Raw genomic sequence first — 18,253 nt, 5'->3', positions numbered from 1 at the left:
CTTATGAGAGTTACCGTAATAAAAATTGGCGGAAATATAATCGACAATCCCACCGAATTAGAACAATTCTTAACCGATTTTTCTAAAATCGAAGGATATAAAGTTTTAGTTCATGGAGGTGGAAAATCGGCTACAAAAATGGCGCAAAGTATTGGTTTAGTTCCGCAAATGATTGAAGGCCGTCGAATTACTGATGCGGCAATGCTTGATGTTGTGGTAATGATTTACGCCGGACAAATTAATAAAGATGTTGTCGCACAATTGCAGGCAAAAAATAACAACGCAATGGGATTTTCAGGCGCTGACGGAAATTTGATTCAGTCAACAAAAAGAAATCACCCAACAATAGATTATGGTTTTGTAGGCGATGTAAAACAAGTCAATACAAAGTTATTGGCAACTTTACTTGAAGCCGGAATAGTTCCCGTTTTCTGTGCCATCACACACGACAAAAACGGACAATTATTAAACACAAATGCCGACACTATTGCAAGCGAATTATCAATTGCATTATCTGAAGTTTTTGATGTTACGCTAACGTACTGTTTTGAAAAACAAGGTGTTTTGCAAGATTCAGAAGATGATTCTTCTGTAATCACAGAAATCAACGAAGAACTTTACAATAAACTAAAAGTCGAAAAAGTAATCCATTCCGGTATGATTCCGAAACTGGATAATTGTTTCAATAGTTTATCAAGAGGCGTTCAGAAAATCAAGATTGGGCATCACAAAATGCTTCAAAACCCAGACGTTTTACATACAACGATTACATTATAAAGAAAAAAGTTGCTAAGTTGCTAAGAAACTAAGACTTTTGCAATCTTAGAACCTCAGAAACTTAGTACCTCAGTACCTACTAAAAATGAAAAATATAGAAACGCTTACCCAGGAAGCAATTGCATTATTAAAGAATCTAATTGAGACGCCTTCATTTTCAAGTGAAGAAGATCAAACAGCACTTTTAATAGAAAATTGGTTCAATCAAAACGAAATTCCTTTCAATAGAGAAAACAATAATGTGTGGGCTTTCAATAAATATTTCGACAAAAATAAACCGACACTTTTACTAAATTCACACCATGATACCGTAAAGCCAAATCAGGCTTACACTAACGATCCGTTTAAAGCAATCGAAAAAGATGGTAAATTATTCGGATTAGGAAGCAATGATGCCGGAGGATGTCTGGTTTCATTATTAGCAACGTTTGTGCATTTTTACGAAAACCAAAACCTGTCTCATAATATTGTAATTGTGGCTTCCGCTGAAGAAGAAAGCAGCGGAAAAAACGGTTTAAACAGCGTTTTAAAACATTTGCCAGAGTTGGATTGCGCGATTGTGGGAGAACCAACTTTAATGCAACTAGCTGTAGCTGAGAAAGGTTTGTTAGTTCTTGATGTAAAAGTAAAAGGAACTGCAAGTCACGCCGCGCATCAAAACGAAGATAATTCATTATACAAATCAATTCCCGTAATGGAATGGTTTAAAAACTATAAATTCGATAAAATCTCTGAAGTTTTAGGTCCTGTAAAAATGACCGTAACGCAAATCAGTGCCGGAAAACAGCATAATGTTGTACCCTCAGAATGTGATTTGGTGGTAGATATTCGTGTAACCGACCGTTATTCTAATACCGAAATTCTTGACGTTGTAAAAGCAAACGTAAATGCCGAAGTAACGCCAAGATCCATGCATTTAAATGCGTCGTCTATTCCGGTTACTCACGGTTTAGTACAAGCCGGAATCGCTTTAGGAAGAACCACTTATGGCTCACCAACACTTTCAGATCAGTCTGTTTTGAGTTGCCAGTCATTAAAACTAGGGCCAGGAGAAACACTGCGTTCACATTCAGCAGATGAATTTATTTTCATCAACGAAATAGAAGAAGGAGTCGATTTGTATATCAAAATACTAACCGATTTCTTTAAATTATAATAAAATTATAACCGCCACGAATTCACGAATTTATATCTTCAAAGATTATCAAAAATAATTCGTGAATTCGTGGCGAAATTAAACGTAAAGATTGGAAAGATCTAAAAATCTAAGAAGTCTAAAAATCTAAAATCTACCTATGAAACTTTGGGAAAAAGGAATTGCAACAGACAAACAAATCGAACATTTCACCGTAGGAAACGATCGTGAACTGGATTTGGTTCTTGCAAAATATGATGCTTTAGGTTCAATCGCACATGCCAAAATGCTTGGGCAGATTGGGTTGTTAACTACAGAAGAAACAACTTCTTTGGTTGATGCTTTAAACGAAATCATTGCAGATGTTGCAAAAGGAAACTTCGAAATCGAAGACAGTTTTGAAGATGTTCACTCAAAAATAGAATATTTATTGACGGTAAAACTTGGCGATGCCGGAAAAAAAATCCATACCGCACGTTCACGTAACGATCAGGTTTTAGTAGATGTTCATTTGTATTTAAAAGATGAATTAAAAGCGATAAAAGAACAGGTAAAAACATTGTTTGATTTATTAATGGAATCGGCAGAAAAGCACCAGAACGTTTTATTGCCGGGATATACGCATTTGCAAATCGCAATGCCATCGTCATTCGGAATGTGGTTTTCAGCTTACGCCGAAAGTTTCATTGATGATGTTACGATGTTAAATGCAGCTTTAAAAATTGTAGATCAAAACCCATTAGGATCTGCGGCAGGTTACGGAAGTTCTTTCCCAATCAACAGAACTTTCACCACTCAGGAACTAGGTTTCGAAACTCTGAAATTCAACGCCGTTGCTGCTCAAATGAGCCGCGGAAAAGCAGAAAAAACTGTTGCTTTTGCAATGGCAAGTGTAGCTGGAACGTTATCAAAATTTGCAATGGATGTTTGTTTGTATATGAGCCAGAATTTTGATTTCATTGGTTTACCGCCACATCTTACAACAGGTTCAAGCATTATGCCTCATAAAAAGAATCCTGATGTATTCGAATTAATCAGAGGAAAATGCAACAAGATTCAGGCACTTCCATACGAAATTACTTTGATCACGAATAATTTACCAAGCGGTTATCACAGAGATTTACAGCTTTTGAAAGAAGGTTTGTTTCCGGCGCTTCAAAACCTTAAAGCATGTTTGGATATTGCGATTTTCTCGGTAAAAGATATTACAGTAAAAGATAATATTTTAAAAGATAAAAAATACGATTACCTGTTTACGGTAGATACTTTAAACGAAATGGTTGTTGCCGGAATGCCTTTTAGAGATGCATACAAAGCCGTTGCAGAACAATTGGAAGCAGGAACCTATCAATCTCCAAAAGAAACCAAACACACACACGAAGGCAGTATTAATAATTTGTGTTTAGATGCTATCAAAGATAAAATGAAAGCTTCTTATTAATTAGAGAAGCTAAAAAGTTAAAGCCCGAATCGAAAGATTTGGGTTTTTTGGTTTTAAGTAACATTTAAAGTTTGACAATAATCATCTTACAAATAAAAATGAATTACTAAATCAAAAACACTATTTTTGATTTACACTTTTGTAAATATAAAAATATGAGGAACTTCGAAGAAAAGGCTACCAAAGCATTATTAGATAAAAATCTAATTACAGAAAATCAATATCAGGAAATTTTTGCTTATCGAAATCTGAATATTTTTTCGCTTAATGCCGAATTAAAGTTTTTTCTGTATTTGTCGGTTTTGCTATTTACTTCGGGAATTGGAGTTTTAATTTATAAAAACATTGATAGCATTGGGCACATTGCAATTCTTTCGTTATTATTAATTGTTATAGTAGTTTGTTTTTACTTCTGTTTTAAAAACGCAAAAGGATTCCAGAAATCAGAAACAATTTTTGAAAATCCTGTTTTAGAATATCTGGTTTTGGCCGCTAATATCCTCACGTGTATTTTTATAGGATATTTGCAATTTCAGTATAAACCTTTCGGTACACATTACGGATTAGCAACTTTAATCCCAACAATTGTGAGTTTTTTTTGTGCCTATTATTTCGATAATAAAAGTGTTTTAGCCATTGCAATCACTGGCTTAGCGGCTTATATAGGACTTTCGGTGACACCAAGGGATTTGCTGAACAATGATTTTTATTCTAACGAAACCTTAAGTTATTCGGCTATTGTACTTGGGGGGTTACTGATTTTGTGGACGATTTATAGTGCCAGAATAGCACTTAAAACCCATTTTAATCTTATTTACCTAACTTTTGCCTTGCATATCATTAGCATTGCAGCCATCAGCAATTTAGTAAGTGATGATAATGGTATTTGGTTTGTTTTCGGTCTAATTTTGGGCGGTTCCTCTTATTATTTTTATAAAGCAAGTCACGAATATCAAGCAATGTCTCTGTATGTTTTTATGATTATATACGCTTATATCGGCATAAACATATTTGTGTTTAGAATTTTTGAGAATATTGATTTTTCGGATATATGGATGTTATTCGTCTTTATGTTGCCGGCTTATTTCATAGGTTCTATAATATTGTTTATTAAATTAATTAAAAAATTTCATAAAGAAATTGCAGAATGATAGTATACAATAAAGAGTTATTAAACGATTTGGCCCTATTGGAAGAAGCAAATTCTTTGCAACACGGAGGTTTTATAAGTAAAGAACAAAAAGATTTAATTAAAAAACAATTGCCGGACTTTAAAATGCATAGCAATATTTTGGTACGATTAGGATTCTTTTTGCTGGGATCATTTTTGTATTCATCAATATGTAGCGCAGTTTCATTGCTTGGACTTGCCGGAGAAGAATTCTTTTTCAAAATTTGCTGTTATATTTTTATAGTAATTGGTTTTATCGGGTCAGAATTACTGGCGACTAAAAATTATTACAAACACGGTTTAGACGATGCTTTTGTTTTGGGAACGATTTTAAATGTAGGATTTGCTGTTGCCATAACTACAGAAGGATATGAATTAATAATTGCAGTTTTCATGGCAATTGCTTCCTTTGTAATGTACAGACGCTATTTGAATTTGCCGTCAATGCTTGTTTTTTGCTTGGCCGCTTCTGCAGTTTTATTTTATGGTTTGTTTGAGTTTGGCGCCATCGGAAAAACTATTTTACCATTTGTAGCGATGTTATTTTCGGCTGGATTTTATTTTTTTACGAAAAAATTACTCCAGAATCTAACGCAAATTTATCATTATAAAGGAATTCTTTTGGCAAATAGTTTCTGTTTGATTCTCTTTTATCTTTCCTGCAATTATTTGGTAGTAAGAGAGCTTTCGGTAATGCTTTTAGGAAACGAAGTGCTGCCTGGAAAAGACATTCCATTTGCGATTTTTTTCTATGCTTTTACGATTATCGTTCCGATTGTTTATTTGGCGCAAGCCTTAAAAACAAAAGACAGGATCATGCTTTGGATCAGCTTTCTGGCAATTGGTTTTTCAATTTACACCATCAGATTTTATTATTCGGTTTTACCTATAGAAGTAGCGTTAACTTTTGGCGGATTAGTATTGTTTGCAATCGCTTATTTTTCGATTAAAAATTTAAAAAATAAAGAGACCGGTTTGACTTTTAAACCGGACAGAATCAATAACTCAAATGTATTTTTAAACGCCGAAGCTTTAATTGTAGCTTCAACATTCGGCTTAAAGCCAGAAGTAAAACCGGCAGATTCTCCAATGGATTTTGGAGGCGGAGGTTTTAGTGGAGGAGGTTCAGAAGGAACTTTTTAGTTTTTTACCATTAAGATATTAAGAAAATTAAGTTTAAACCCTAATGAACCTTAATATCTTAATGGTGAAAAATAATTTTTCAGACTTTATTTTTTAAGCCTTCAACAGTAATATCACTATGCGAAACATCGTAAACAGCTTTTCCGCTTTTGATTAAAATCAATTGCGGTGATTCGTGATACACATTAAATCGATTTGCAATTTCATTTGAAATATCCCTGTGCGCAATCAGATCTAAAAAATAAGCATCAACTACATTTTCCAAATCAAATTCACGCTCAAATTGCTTCAATGCCATACGGCTAATGCTGCATCTTGTGCTGTGTTTGAAAATCACAACAGGTTTTTCATTTGATACAGCTTCTATTTGTGTTAATTGCGATAAATCAGTTAATTCTATCCAATTTATATTACTTTTTGGAGAATCGGTATTCTCTGAACTTCCGAAGATTGAATTTAAAAAACTCATATTTGACTTGTTTTATGACTTTTTGACGTTAAAAATGGATCGAGATCCAGTGTTTAATGCCGTTTTGTCTGTGTTTTTAGTATGGAATGTAATTTGAATGTTCTGATGCAAAGTTATATCATTATAATGGAAAAATTTAATTCAATAAATTGTAATTTTAATGATATCGATTATTTAAACTAAAAATCAATCATAAATCGTATACATATGAACATAAATAAATTTACTATTAAGTCGCAAGAAGCCATTCAGCTTTCGCAGCAATTGGCCCAACGTAATGGACAGCAACAAATTGAAAACGAACACATTTTTAAAGCTATTTTTGAAGTAGACGAAAATGTGGCACCATTTATTTTGAAGAAACTGAACGTTAACGTGCCTTTGTTTTTACAAATATTAGATTCAACCATTCAAAGCTTTCCTAAAGTTTCAGGAGGTGATATTATACTTTCCCGCGATGCAAACAAAGCATTGAACGAAGCCGAAATCATTGCTCAGAAAATGAACGACGAATATGTTTCTATCGAACATTTAATCCTGGCCATTTTCGATTCAAAAAGCAAAGTTTCTCAGATTTTAAAAGATCAGGGCGTTACCGGAAAAGGCTTAAAAGCGGCAATCGAAGAACTTCGTAAAGGCGAAAGAGTAACATCAGCTTCAGCTGAAGAAACGTATAATTCATTAAATAAATACGCTAAAAACTTAAATGAATTAGCGCGTACCGGAAAATTGGATCCTGTTATTGGCCGTGATGAAGAAATTCGTCGTGTATTACAGATTCTAACACGCAGAACTAAAAATAACCCAATGTTGGTTGGAGAACCAGGAGTTGGTAAAACCGCTATTGCAGAAGGTTTAGCGCATAGAATTGTTGATGGAGATGTACCTGAAAACCTGAAAGATAAAATTGTTTTTTCACTAGATATGGGTGCACTTATTGCCGGTGCAAAATACAAAGGAGAATTCGAAGAGCGTTTGAAATCAGTCGTAAAAGAAGTTACGGCTGCAGAAGGTGATATCGTTTTATTTATTGATGAGATTCATACACTTGTAGGTGCGGGTGGAGGAGAAGGCGCAATGGATGCGGCAAATATCCTGAAACCGGCTTTGGCCCGTGGAGAATTAAGGGCAATTGGAGCTACGACTTTAGATGAATATCAAAAATATTTTGAGAAAGATAAAGCGTTGGAACGTCGTTTTCAAAAGGTTTTAATTGATGAACCGGATACTGAAAGTGCGATTTCAATTTTGCGTGGAATTAAAGAAAAATACGAAACACATCATAAGGTTCAAATTAAAGATGAGGCAATTATTGCAGCAGTTGAACTTTCGCAACGTTATATTACGAATCGTTTTTTACCGGACAAAGCTATTGATTTGATGGACGAAGCAGCTTCTAAACTGCGTATGGAAATCAATTCAAAACCAGAAGAATTAGATGTTTTGGATCGTAAAATCATGCAGTTAGAAATTGAGATTGAAGCCATTAAACGTGAAAAAGAAGAAAGCAAACTGAAAATCCTTCACATGGATTTGGCTAACCTGAAAGAAGAACGCAACGAAATCTATGTAAAATGGAAATCTGAAAAAGATATTGTTGACGGAATTCAGGCAGTAAAACAAGAAATTGAAGATTTTAAATACGAAGCAGAACGCGCAGAACGTGACGGCGATTACGGAAAAGTAGCCGAAATTCGTTACGGAAAAATCAAAGAAGCACAGGAACGTCTTGATATTCTTCAAAAACAATTACAAGAATACCAATCAGGAACTTCCTTGATTAAAGAAGAAGTGACCCGTGAGGATATTGCAGAAGTTGTGGCAAAATGGACCGGAATTCCGGTTATGAAAATGCTTCAGACAGAAAGAGAAAAACTGCTTCATCTGGAAGAAGAATTACACAGAAGAGTAGTGGGCCAGGAAGAAGCAATTGAAGCCGTAAGCGACGCCGTTCGCAGAAGTCGTGCAGGTTTGCAGGATATGAAAAAACCAGTTGGAACCTTCTTATTTTTAGGTACAACCGGAGTGGGTAAAACGGAGTTGGCAAAAGCTTTGGCAGAATATCTTTTTGACGACGAAAATGCCATGACGCGTATCGATATGAGTGAGTATCAGGAACGTCACAGCGTGAGCCGTTTAGTGGGAGCGCCTCCGGGATATGTAGGTTATGATGAAGGCGGACAATTGACTGAAGCTGTTCGTAGAAAACCATATTCTGTAATTTTGTTAGACGAGATTGAGAAAGCGCATCCGGATACATTCAATATTTTATTGCAGGTTTTGGATGAAGGCCGATTAACCGATAACAAAGGTCGTTTGGCCGATTTTAAAAATACAATTATCATTATGACTTCTAATATGGGAAGTCAGATTATACAAGAGAAATTCGAGAACTTAAAAGGCGGAATTGAAGCCGCAACCGAAGCTGCAAAAACAGAAGTTTTAGGATTGTTGAAACAAACAGTTCGTCCGGAATTTATAAACCGTATCGACGAAATCGTAATGTTTACACCTTTAACAGTCGATAATATTTCGAGAATTGTGAGTTTACAGCTTAAGAGTGTTACAAAAATGCTGGCGCTGCAAGGCATTGCAATGGATGCAACACCAGAAGCAATTGCATATTTATCAGACAAAGGTTTTGATCCGCAATTTGGTGCAAGACCGGTAAAACGTGTGATTCAGAGAGAAGTGCTGAATCAATTGTCAAAAGAAATTTTGGCAGGAAACATTGCTACAGACAGTATTATTTTGATAGATGCTTTCGATGGGAAATTGGTTTTTAGAAATCAAACCCAACCAATAGAATAATTGTTTGGTTTATTTTTTTTGGTTTTATTTTTTTGAGGGAAAAAACACCAGTCAAAAGGCTGGTGTTTTTTTTATATATTAAAATCCGTGAATCATGAAACTTTTTGCAAAAGTATTATAAAAAGATTTTCTGATTAATTAAGGATCTTTACGAAACTATAATTTTATTAAAAAATTAATTTATTAAAAAAAGAAAAATAACATAAAACAAAATTACTATGAATAACTTATTTAGAGGATTATTAGCGGGTTACGGTGCGAAAAAATTAGGAGGCGGATGCTTTGGGACTATTTTTGTATTTATTATTATATGGGTTTTATTAGGCCAATGCAGCCGTTAATTTTTTAGGATTTAATTAAACCAAAAAAAGTAGTAAATTCGCGCAAATAAACAAATAAAATGGCGTCAGGTTTTTTCGTACTATTAGATGATATCGCAGCAATTATGGATGATGTTGCAGTAATGAGTAAAGTTGCAGCAAAAAAAACAGCTGGTATTTTAGGCGATGATTTGGCCGTAAATGCAGAGAAAGCTTCAGGATTTGCTTCATCTCGCGAACTTCCGGTTTTGTGGGCAATCAGTAAAGGTTCACTTCTTAACAAAGTAATCATTTTGCCAATTGCATTTTTATTGAGCGCTTTTTTTCCAATTGCAATCATTGTAATTCTGGTACTTGGCGGACTTTTTTTAGCTTATGAAGGAGCCGAAAAAATATACGAATATATATTTCCGCATGAACATGAAGAATCAGAAGGAATAACTGATGAAATTTTGACAGAAGAACAAATTCTGGAAGCTGAAAAAGGCAAAGTAAAATCAGCAATTGTAACCGATTTTATCTTATCAGTCGAAATCGTAATTATTGCGCTTGGAACCGTAATTGGCAAACCCATCTTACAGCAAATTATAGTCGTATCGATCATTGCCGTTATTGCAACAATTGGTGTTTACGGAATTGTGGCACTGATTGTCAGAATGGACGAAGCAGGTTTTAAATTGATTCAAATCAGTAAAAAAGAGAAAAGCTTATCAAAATTTATTGGTAATATATTAGTAAAAGCGCTTCCGCTGGTTATCAAAGCTTTAACCGTAATTGGTACAATCGCTTTATTATTAGTTGCCGGAGGAATTTTTGTACATTATATTCCGTTTTTTCATCATTTATCGCCTCAAATTAGCCTTCCTTCAATTGTAAAAGAATTTGTAATTGGTTTGGTATTAGGGCTTGTGGTATTAGGGCTTGTAAATCTGGTTAAAAAAATCATTCCTAAGAAAACTAAGGCTGAATAAATTTATTTCCAAAATAAAAATTTAAACATCAATCGAAAGGTTGGTGTTTTTTTTTGAAGCAAATCAATCATTTTCAAAAGACGTTTTGTCCCGCTATTCGCTATATCTTTTTATCCGCAAAAAAGCGAATAAAAAGGATATCGCTGCTATCGGGGCTAGACTAGAAATTTAATTTTCATAAGAAATAACGGTAGTTGCGTAATTTTTTTTCGATAAATAATAGTTTGATTTTTAGTTGTTTAATCCTTTATTGAAAATATTTAACATTTTGCCAAAGCAACTAAAGTTATACAGCTCCATCTTCATAGTAATTAACAATTAATTATTATTTTATATGAAAAATTTTAAATTTAAATCAGTTTTTGTAGTATTATTTTTAGCAACAGCATTAGTTTCTTGCAGTAATGACGATGACAAACCAACTCCTCCAGTACAAACTACAAAAACAGCTTTAGTAACAAAAATCGAAGGACCGGCAACCGGAAAAGTAAATGACGAACTTAGTTACGATGTTACTTTTGTAGTAGATAACGCTTGCGGAGAATTCAATAAAATCTCTGAAGTTACAATTGGAGCCGTAAAAGGATTACAAATAGAAGCAAAATATCCATCAGGAGTTTGCACACAACAAGTTCCGGATCCTAAAAAGACTGTTTACAAATTTAAATCAGCAACAAAAGGAACTTTCGAAATCAAATTCAAAAAATCAGAAACGGAATTCTTAATTCAAAAAGTAGTTATCGATTAATACCACTTTAAGTTGATAAATTAGGTTAGAAACCATTTTGCAAATATTTGATTCTTTTAAATGAATGAAATTTGTAAAGTGGTTTTTGGTTTATTTAAATAATTGTAGGAATTATAATTTTCGGATATTTTATAATTTAATTGAAGTGAAACAGATATAAGTTTTTTTTTCTTACATTTGTATTGTAATTCAAAAGCAGCCATGGAAAAAACTATAATCATAAAGCCAAATCCTAAAACAGTTTCTGTTTTGAAGAAATTGGTAGATTTAAAAGAAGAACATCGTAAAGAAGTTATATTAAGATTAAATAAGTAAAGTTAGTTCTTTATGTATCAATATATTTTAGAAGAGGGTCGTGACCCTCTTTTTTATTTTAGTACAAAATATGGTTTAAAATATTTTGTCACCTTTCGGAAAATGAATTTTGATAATGATTTTTTTGAAAATTTATATTCTGTAGATTTTGGAGAAACCAATAATCAGAAATTTTTTAATGATCCGGAAATAGAAAATACAATCACAGCTATTATAAATGATTTTCTTCTTAAAAATCCACTGTTTATACTGCATTATGTATGTGATAGCGTCGATCTTAAACAAGATTATAGAAAAAAACTATTTGACAAATGGTATATAAAAACAGAAAGAGATGAATTTTCTAAAGTTAATTTTCAGTATCCAATTCCGGAAGAAAATATGAATTATCATTTAGGATTTATTTTCAAAACTGAATTTTATGAGCTTGAAGAAGTTGTTCAAAAAGTAAATTTAGAATTAGATGAATTTACAAATTTAAAATAATTTTGATTTTAAATTTTCTTTAAAGGATAGGAATGAAAGAAACTCGGTATAAAAAGAATTTTTGGATGTTATATTATAGCTTTTTTAATAACGAGAAATTAACCAATATATCAATTATAGGGAAGAATTAGCAAGTGCCCAATTAGAAATTAAAAGGAGAAATTATTCACAAAAGATTTAGAAAAGAAACAGAAGATTGGTATTTTTAAATTTTTAGAAGAAAAATTATTTCGAAGATTTGGTAATAAACTTCAAAAGTAGCTGATCAAACTCGTTTTGAAATCCCTCTAAAAATTACTATTTTTGCAGTCTAAATTTTATGTCATGCCGAAAAGAAAATATAAAATAGCCGTTGTTCAGTTAAATTTGAACGACGTTGCCGAAAATAATCTTAAAAAATGTATTAGCTGGGTAAAAGATGCTGCCAATAAAGGCGCAGAAGTTATCCTATTGCCGGAATTATATAGCAGTCATTATTTTTGCCAAAGCGAAGATGTAGACAATTTTGCATTAGCTGAACCATTATACAGTACTTCATTTATTGCTTTTAGCGAATTGGCAAAAGAATTAGGAGTAGTAATTATTGTTCCTTTCTTCGAAAAAAGAATGGCCGGAATCTATCATAACAGTGCTTACATTATTGATACTGACGGAACAGAAGCTGGTTTATACCGTAAAATGCACATTCCGGATGATCCTCATTTCTATGAAAAATTCTATTTTACACCAGGAGATTTAGGTTTTCAGGCTATAGAAACTAAAATAGGAAAAGTAGGAACACTTATTTGCTGGGATCAATGGTATCCGGAAGCGGCTCGTATTACAGCATTAAAAGGCGCAGAAGTATTGTTTTATCCTACAGCAATTGGCTGGCATCCAAAAGAAAAAGAACAATACGGAGAAAATCAATATGGCGCATGGATGAACGTAATGAAAGGTCATGCTGTTGCAAACGGAGTTTTTGTTGCTGCCGCAAACCGAATTGGTTTAGAAAAATATATTGACGGAACTGAAGGAATCCAATTTTGGGGTGCGTCGTTTATTGCAGGTCCACAAGGAGAAATTTTAGCTCAGGCATCTCACGATCAGGAAGAAATTCTAATTGCCGAAGTTGATTTGGATTTACAGGAAAATGTACGTCAGAACTGGCCATTTTTCAGAGACAGAAGAATTGATGCTTTTGGAGATATCACAAAAAGAGCAATTGACTAATTAGTCAATTATTAAATAGTAAAAGGACAAAATTAATATTTTGTCCTTTTTTTATTTTACAAATCCAGAATAAAAAAAGAGCTGATTCAAATCTGAATCAGCTCTTTTTAAATATTTGTTGTATAGAATTAATTATTTCACCTGGAAAGTAACTCTTCTAACAATTTGACGTGCTTCTTTTGAATTTTTGTTTACAGAAGTATCTTCTCCGTTAGCAATAACATTCAATCTTGAAGCATCAATTCCTGCGTTTGTAGCAACTCTTTTCACAGCTTCAGCTCTTTTTCTTGATAATTCAGTATTATAACCTGAACTTCCAATTTCGTCAGCATATCCTATGATATCTGCAGATTTACCTGGATTGTTTTTCAAGTATTTTACTAAGAAATCAACACCAGAAAGAGAAGCATTTGTTGGTTTAGAAGAGTTAAAATCGAAATATACATTTACATATCCTCCGTTAATTAATTCTTCAACAGTATTATTTGTAACACCATCTTTACCATTTTGTCCATAAGTTTTTTCTAAGTAGCTTTCTAATTCATCCGGAACACCATTTTGGTTAGTATCTATAGATTGTCCTTTAGTATTTACGGCAACTCCTGCAATAGAATTTGGCTCTAAATCATACAAATCGGCTACACCGTCTTTGTCAGTATCTAAAAGACCAGTTTCGATCAAGTCAACTCTTTTTTCAAGTTCATCATATCTGTCTTCTTCACCAACCCAGTCAGCATGTTTTTCGTTTTTACCTAAGTAAAAAGTCAAACCAACAGAAGCATTTAATAAAACACCGTCAAATGCACGTGGTGCCGGAGTTGTTCCCATTCCGTCAAAGTTCCAGTTTTGTCTTCCATTAACAATTCCGGTAAGATCTCCTGTTAAAGCCACTCTGTTGCTTAATTTAATTTGTCCTGTTAAACCAAGAATTCCGTGACCCATATAATCCTGTCCGCCAAAACCAGTTTCAGTACTAATTTGAGAAACTCCAACACCACCATGCGCTAAAATACCGATAGTATTTGTCCAGGTTTCAAAATTTAAGGCTCTACCAACATTAATAACCCCTTGCACACTTGCTCTAACATATCTGCTTTCAAAATCCGGAGTATTATCGCGCTCTTTAAATTGGTCATATCCAACATCTAATTTTACACCAAATTTTGGATTAAACATATATCTTACACCTAAATCAGCGTGAAACGGATTTAGTGTAGCAGTTTGATAACCAGGAGTCATGGTTCTGGTTGGTTTGTTCACACCACCATTCAATTCAATAGACCATCTATTGTATGCAGGTTTATCAACTGAAGGTGCAGTTGAAGTCGTTGCCATATTTTGTGCGCCTGCTGCGAGTGATAGTAATAATAAGGATACGGAAGCTAATTTCTTTTTCATGATATTCAAATTTAGTTTGGTTTTATTTTTAAACTCACGACAAAATTATATTACGGGTTTCAGTTTGTGTTCTATTTGGTCTTACATAATTCCCACCTTTTAGCTTTTAATTATGTAAATACGTTAAAAGAATGTCAATTTTTAGCACAAAAAAAGGACAAAATTTATGTTTTGTCCTTTTTGAGTTTTTAATGTGAAAATTACTTTAAATCTGGCTGATAGATCTTTATGCTTCCGTCACCCTCGCTGCTAACCACTAATAAGCTCCTTTTTGTGGGACTTTTAGAAGCCGGAATAAAAAGAATTCCTTCTGGAGCATCTCCTGTCTTTACAGTTTGTAAATATTGCGGTGATGTAGGAATTGTCACATCATAAGTCATAAAAGCATCTGATCTTTCTAAACCTACAAACAAAATAGTCTGATTTCCCATCTTGGTTACCACTACAGCTTCTGGTTCAGAACCCTTATCATCGCTTCGTTTATCATCATACGTACCTAATTCCTGGGTTTTTTTGTCTGCATCATTTTTACTGTCATATACGATTTTTCCAGTGTTTCCATTCCATATTGAAAAAGAACGCGCTCCAAAAGAAACCATTTCATCAAGATCTCCGTCGCCGTCAGTATCTCCCATATCAGTAACAAGATTTAATCTTCCTAAATTAGTTTCCAATTTTAAAGTAGCAGCATCTGGAAAAGCAGTTGCATCCAACTTCATGTCTTTCATTCTTTTAAAATCCGTATAAGCAGTATATTCTCTTGTGTCGCCTTCATTAGCAGTAACAAAATAAGGAACATTATTTGCAGAAAAATGACTAATAGCATCGGGCATAAACATTCCTTTTACTTTCCACGGACTAAAAGCTACTTTATCATCCTTATCGCTTACATCTATTGCATTTTCAGCTGTGTTATAATCTTTAAAACCTAAAGGATAAATAGCTGTAATCATTTTTGTAGTTAAATCAATTTTTGCAACACCATTGTTTTCCTGTAAAGTTACCCAGGCCGTTTTAGAATCATCAGAAATGGTTACATATTCCGGTTCAATATCCTGAGCAAAGCTTTTGGCGAAAGTTGAAATTCTGAATCCATCCTTCTTTAAAGTTGCAGCCTGACCGCTAAAAGAAGCAAAATCTAAAGTAGTAACTGCATAATTATTAGTTACTTCAATAATAGAAATTGATCCGTTTGGATCCTGAGAATAATCCGTATTTGGTTCACCTTCATTGGCTGTCATAATATATTTTCCGTCAGCGGAAAAAGTTACCATATCAGGTAAAGCGCCAACTGTTATTTGTTTGATTAGGCTATAATCAGTTGTATTAAAGATTACAACTTTTCCATTTCCTTGTTTGTTAACTGTAGATTCTAAGGCAACTGCCAATTTTCCGTCATAAACAGAAACACTATTTGAAGCACCTTCGTATGGAGTTAAATCAATTTTGCCAATTTTGGTTGGTTTTGTAGGATCAGAAATATCAATAACATCAATTTGATTTGTTCCGCTATTATTTACTGTAAAAAGTCTTTTGGTTTTTTCATCGTAAGCCGAAATTTCTGCAGCAGCTTCTCCGCCAATAGTAATAGAACCAATTTCTTTAAAAGTTCCGGGATTTTCATTTACAACAACTTCAGGTTCTTCGTTGTTGGAGTTATCATCATTATTACAGCTTACAAAAATTGCGGTTAAGGCTAATAATGAAATAGCTAATTTCTTCATTTTGTGTTTTTTTTAGTTTTTCCAAAAGTAATTAGCAGAAATGGAGCATATATTAAGTCTTCATTATTTAATCTTTAACTTAATTTTTAACAGATATTTTGTCATAATTCTTAACCTTATAATAAAAAAAGGACTCGAAAGTCCTTGAAATGATATGATTTACTTCGATGAAATTAGTCTATGAAATTATTTATTATGGATAGTAAACCATCCAGAAATAAATAAAACCCAGCTATTATAAAAATCAGGAAATATGATTTTCTCCAGGCTGTCAATTGTTATTTGATATTCATTTCCATTTTTCAAATAAATAACATCGATTAAATCATTAATCTCTTTGGAATTTGTACTTGAACCTGTTTTTTGAGTAGTTGTATTGCCATTTAAATCCTTAAAAGTTACTATTGGATAATAGTAGGTAATAATTTGATCTATTTCCTGACGGGTTTCTCGTCTTTCTATAATTTCAAAATCTACTATTTTTGCTTTAACCCGGATTCCATTTTTTTCTATGTTTTGAGTGTAGTTTTTGAAATTAAATCCTGCAAAAACTAATCCAATCCCTATTATAATCTTAATTGTATTTATACCAAAAACAGAAAATATTAAAATAAACAGCACAAATATTAATAAGGCTAAATTCTTTTTATAGTTCTTATTTGTTTTTTTTAAAGGATGATTGTCTGATAATTTAATTTTGGCAATTATTTGGTCTTCTAAAAAGTCAAATATTTTCATAACCTGTTTTCTAATTGAAATTATAGAAACAAATATAGGTGGTTTTAAAATTAGTTGAAAACAGATAGGATAAAGTTTAAATTGAATTGAGATCGTTTTATTCAGGTTAGTTTTCATAATCCTTCCGAATGTTTATCTTTGTACACTTTCAAATTTAGAACCTCTTTATGTCAACAAATAATAGAAGATTTCCAGCAGAATGGGAAAAACAACAAGGAATTGTATTGTGTTTTCCGCATAATGGTAACGACTGGCCCGGAAAATATGAAGCCGTTCAATGGGCTTTTGTAGAATTTATTAAAAAAGTAGCCACTTTCGAAACTGTTTTTTTAGTCGTAGCCGATGAAAAACTTAAAGAAAAATTAGCCGAAATGTTAGAAAGAGCCCGTGTAAATATTGCGAATGTCTCTTTTATCATTCATAAAACCAACAGAAGCTGGATGCGTGATTCCGGACCAATTATTGTAAAAAATGGTTCGAAAAGAGAAGCACTAAATTTCAATTTTAATGGTTGGGCAAAATATAAAAACTATCAATTAGATAAATTTGTTCCGTCTAAAGTAGCTGATTTTATTGATGTTCCCTTAACACAGGTCATGTATAAAGGAAAACCGGTAATTGTTGAAGGCGGCGCGATTGATGTAAACGGAAAAGGAACTTTATTGACTTCTGAAGAATGTTTGATGCACCCGACAATTCAGGTTCGAAATAAAAATTTTACCAAAGAAGATTATGAAGCTGTTTTTAAAGAATATCTTGGAGTTACCAATGTAATTTGGCTTGGAGACGGAATCGAAGGCGATGATACGCACGGACATATCGATGATTTATGCCGATTTGTAAATGAAGATACAATCGTAACAATTGTAGAAACAGATAAAAACGACGCAAACTACAAACCGTTGCAAGACAATTTAAAACGCCTGCAAAACGCAAAATTAGAAGACGGGAAATCACCAACAATTGTTGCTTTGCCAATGCCAAAACGTGTAGATTTTGAAGATTTAAGATTGCCGGCGAGTTATGCTAATTTCTTGATTCTGAATAATTGTGTTTTGGTTCCAACTTTTAATGACAGCAACGATCGAGTAGCTTTAAATATACTTTCAGAATGCTTTCCAGACAGAGAGGTAATTGGAATAAGCTGTATCGATTTTATCTGGGGATTCGGAACTTTGCATTGTTTGAGCCAACAGATTCCTTTGTAGATTTAGCCATGAAGGCTCGAAGATACAAAGTTTTTTGTGCATTTTGTTAGGTTGAGCGAAGTCGAATCTTCGCGAAACTTTTTCTTCAAAGTTGTATAATCATTAATCTCGCAAAGTCGCGAAGGCGCAAAGTTTTTAAGTTTTTATTTGAATAGCCTCCTGCTTTAGCTGGAAGGTAAAAGTAAA

General features: G+C 33.2%; 16 protein-coding genes. 12 read left to right on the top strand and 4 right to left on the bottom strand.

Annotated features, from left to right (window positions below):
- Positions 1-3: 3 nt before the first annotated feature.
- The 5 genes from argB (at position 4) to ACZ0AH_RS13950 (ending at position 5,667) form a co-directional block, all read left to right on the top strand.
- Positions 4-777 (top strand): acetylglutamate kinase, encoded by a 774-nt coding sequence (argB, locus tag ACZ0AH_RS13970; RefSeq protein WP_463476410.1) that lies wholly within the window; start codon positions 4-6, stop codon positions 775-777.
- 85 nt (positions 778-862) lie between these two features.
- Positions 863-1,933: a M20 family metallo-hydrolase gene (locus ACZ0AH_RS13965; RefSeq protein ID WP_463476409.1), complete on the top strand. Its 1,071-nt coding sequence runs from the start codon at positions 863-865 to the stop codon at positions 1,931-1,933.
- A gap of 139 nt (positions 1,934-2,072) precedes the next feature.
- Complete coding sequence (argH, locus tag ACZ0AH_RS13960; RefSeq protein WP_463476408.1) at positions 2,073-3,353, top strand: argininosuccinate lyase; 1,281 nt, start codon at positions 2,073-2,075, stop codon at positions 3,351-3,353.
- 155 nt (positions 3,354-3,508) lie between these two features.
- The gene (locus ACZ0AH_RS13955) at positions 3,509-4,504 is read left to right on the top strand and encodes a DUF2157 domain-containing protein (protein ID WP_463476407.1); all 996 of its coding nucleotides are present in this window, start codon (positions 3,509-3,511) and stop codon (positions 4,502-4,504) included.
- Positions 4,501-5,667, top strand: a complete 1,167-nt coding sequence (locus ACZ0AH_RS13950) for a hypothetical protein (protein ID WP_463476406.1) — start codon at positions 4,501-4,503, stop codon at positions 5,665-5,667. Before ACZ0AH_RS13955 ends, ACZ0AH_RS13950 begins: the two co-directional genes overlap by 4 nt.
- Positions 5,668-5,746: 79 nt before the next feature.
- Here ACZ0AH_RS13950 and ytxJ read toward each other — a convergent pair whose 3' ends face one another.
- Positions 5,747-6,136: a bacillithiol system redox-active protein YtxJ gene (ytxJ, locus tag ACZ0AH_RS13945; RefSeq protein ID WP_463476405.1), complete on the bottom strand. Its 390-nt coding sequence runs from the start codon at positions 6,134-6,136 to the stop codon at positions 5,747-5,749.
- 207 nt (positions 6,137-6,343) lie between these two features.
- Here ytxJ and clpB point away from each other — a divergent pair, with 207 nt between their 5' ends.
- The 6 genes from clpB to ACZ0AH_RS13915 all read left to right on the top strand — a co-directional run bounded on the left by clpB (position 6,344) and on the right by ACZ0AH_RS13915 (position 12,999).
- On the top strand, positions 6,344-8,947 hold the full coding sequence (clpB, locus tag ACZ0AH_RS13940) for an ATP-dependent chaperone ClpB (RefSeq protein ID WP_463476404.1): 2,604 nt from the start codon (positions 6,344-6,346) through the stop codon (positions 8,945-8,947).
- Between the two features lie 218 nt (positions 8,948-9,165).
- Positions 9,166-9,288, top strand: coding sequence for a hypothetical protein (locus ACZ0AH_RS13935; RefSeq protein ID WP_463476403.1), 123 nt, complete (start codon positions 9,166-9,168; stop codon positions 9,286-9,288).
- Between the two features lie 59 nt (positions 9,289-9,347).
- Positions 9,348-10,238, top strand: a complete 891-nt coding sequence (locus tag ACZ0AH_RS13930; RefSeq protein ID WP_463476402.1) for a DUF808 domain-containing protein — start codon at positions 9,348-9,350, stop codon at positions 10,236-10,238.
- Positions 10,239-10,572: 334 nt separating this feature from the next.
- Entirely contained in the window at positions 10,573-10,986 is a 414-nt protein-coding gene (locus ACZ0AH_RS13925) for a hypothetical protein (RefSeq protein WP_463476401.1), read from the top strand.
- Positions 10,987-11,313: 327 nt separating this feature from the next.
- Positions 11,314-11,787, top strand: coding sequence for a DUF6169 family protein (locus ACZ0AH_RS13920; protein ID WP_463476400.1), 474 nt, complete (start codon positions 11,314-11,316; stop codon positions 11,785-11,787).
- Positions 11,788-12,111: 324 nt separating this feature from the next.
- Positions 12,112-12,999, top strand: a complete 888-nt coding sequence (locus ACZ0AH_RS13915) for a carbon-nitrogen hydrolase (protein ID WP_463476399.1) — start codon at positions 12,112-12,114, stop codon at positions 12,997-12,999.
- Positions 13,000-13,131: 132 nt separating this feature from the next.
- Here ACZ0AH_RS13915 and ACZ0AH_RS13910 read toward each other — a convergent pair whose 3' ends face one another.
- The 3 genes from ACZ0AH_RS13910 to ACZ0AH_RS13900 form a co-directional block, all read right to left on the bottom strand.
- Positions 13,132-14,397, bottom strand: coding sequence for an OmpA family protein (locus ACZ0AH_RS13910; RefSeq protein ID WP_463476398.1), 1,266 nt, complete (start codon positions 14,395-14,397; stop codon positions 13,132-13,134).
- Between the two features lie 200 nt (positions 14,398-14,597).
- Positions 14,598-16,121, bottom strand: a complete 1,524-nt coding sequence (locus ACZ0AH_RS13905; RefSeq protein WP_463476397.1) for a choice-of-anchor I family protein — start codon at positions 16,119-16,121, stop codon at positions 14,598-14,600.
- 186 nt (positions 16,122-16,307) lie between these two features.
- Entirely contained in the window at positions 16,308-16,859 is a 552-nt protein-coding gene (locus ACZ0AH_RS13900; protein WP_463476396.1) for a hypothetical protein, read from the bottom strand.
- Between the two features lie 167 nt (positions 16,860-17,026).
- Between ACZ0AH_RS13900 and ACZ0AH_RS13895 the strand changes: the two genes are divergently transcribed.
- A complete protein-coding gene (locus ACZ0AH_RS13895) occupies positions 17,027-18,067 on the top strand; it encodes an agmatine deiminase family protein (protein WP_463476395.1) in 1,041 nt (346 codons plus the stop codon).
- The last annotated feature ends 186 nt before the right edge of the window (positions 18,068-18,253 follow it).

This window comes from Flavobacterium sp. AC105, from assembly GCF_979258495.1.
Note: the sequence above shows the minus strand (reverse complement) of the source record. Positions and strands in the feature narration are given on the sequence as shown.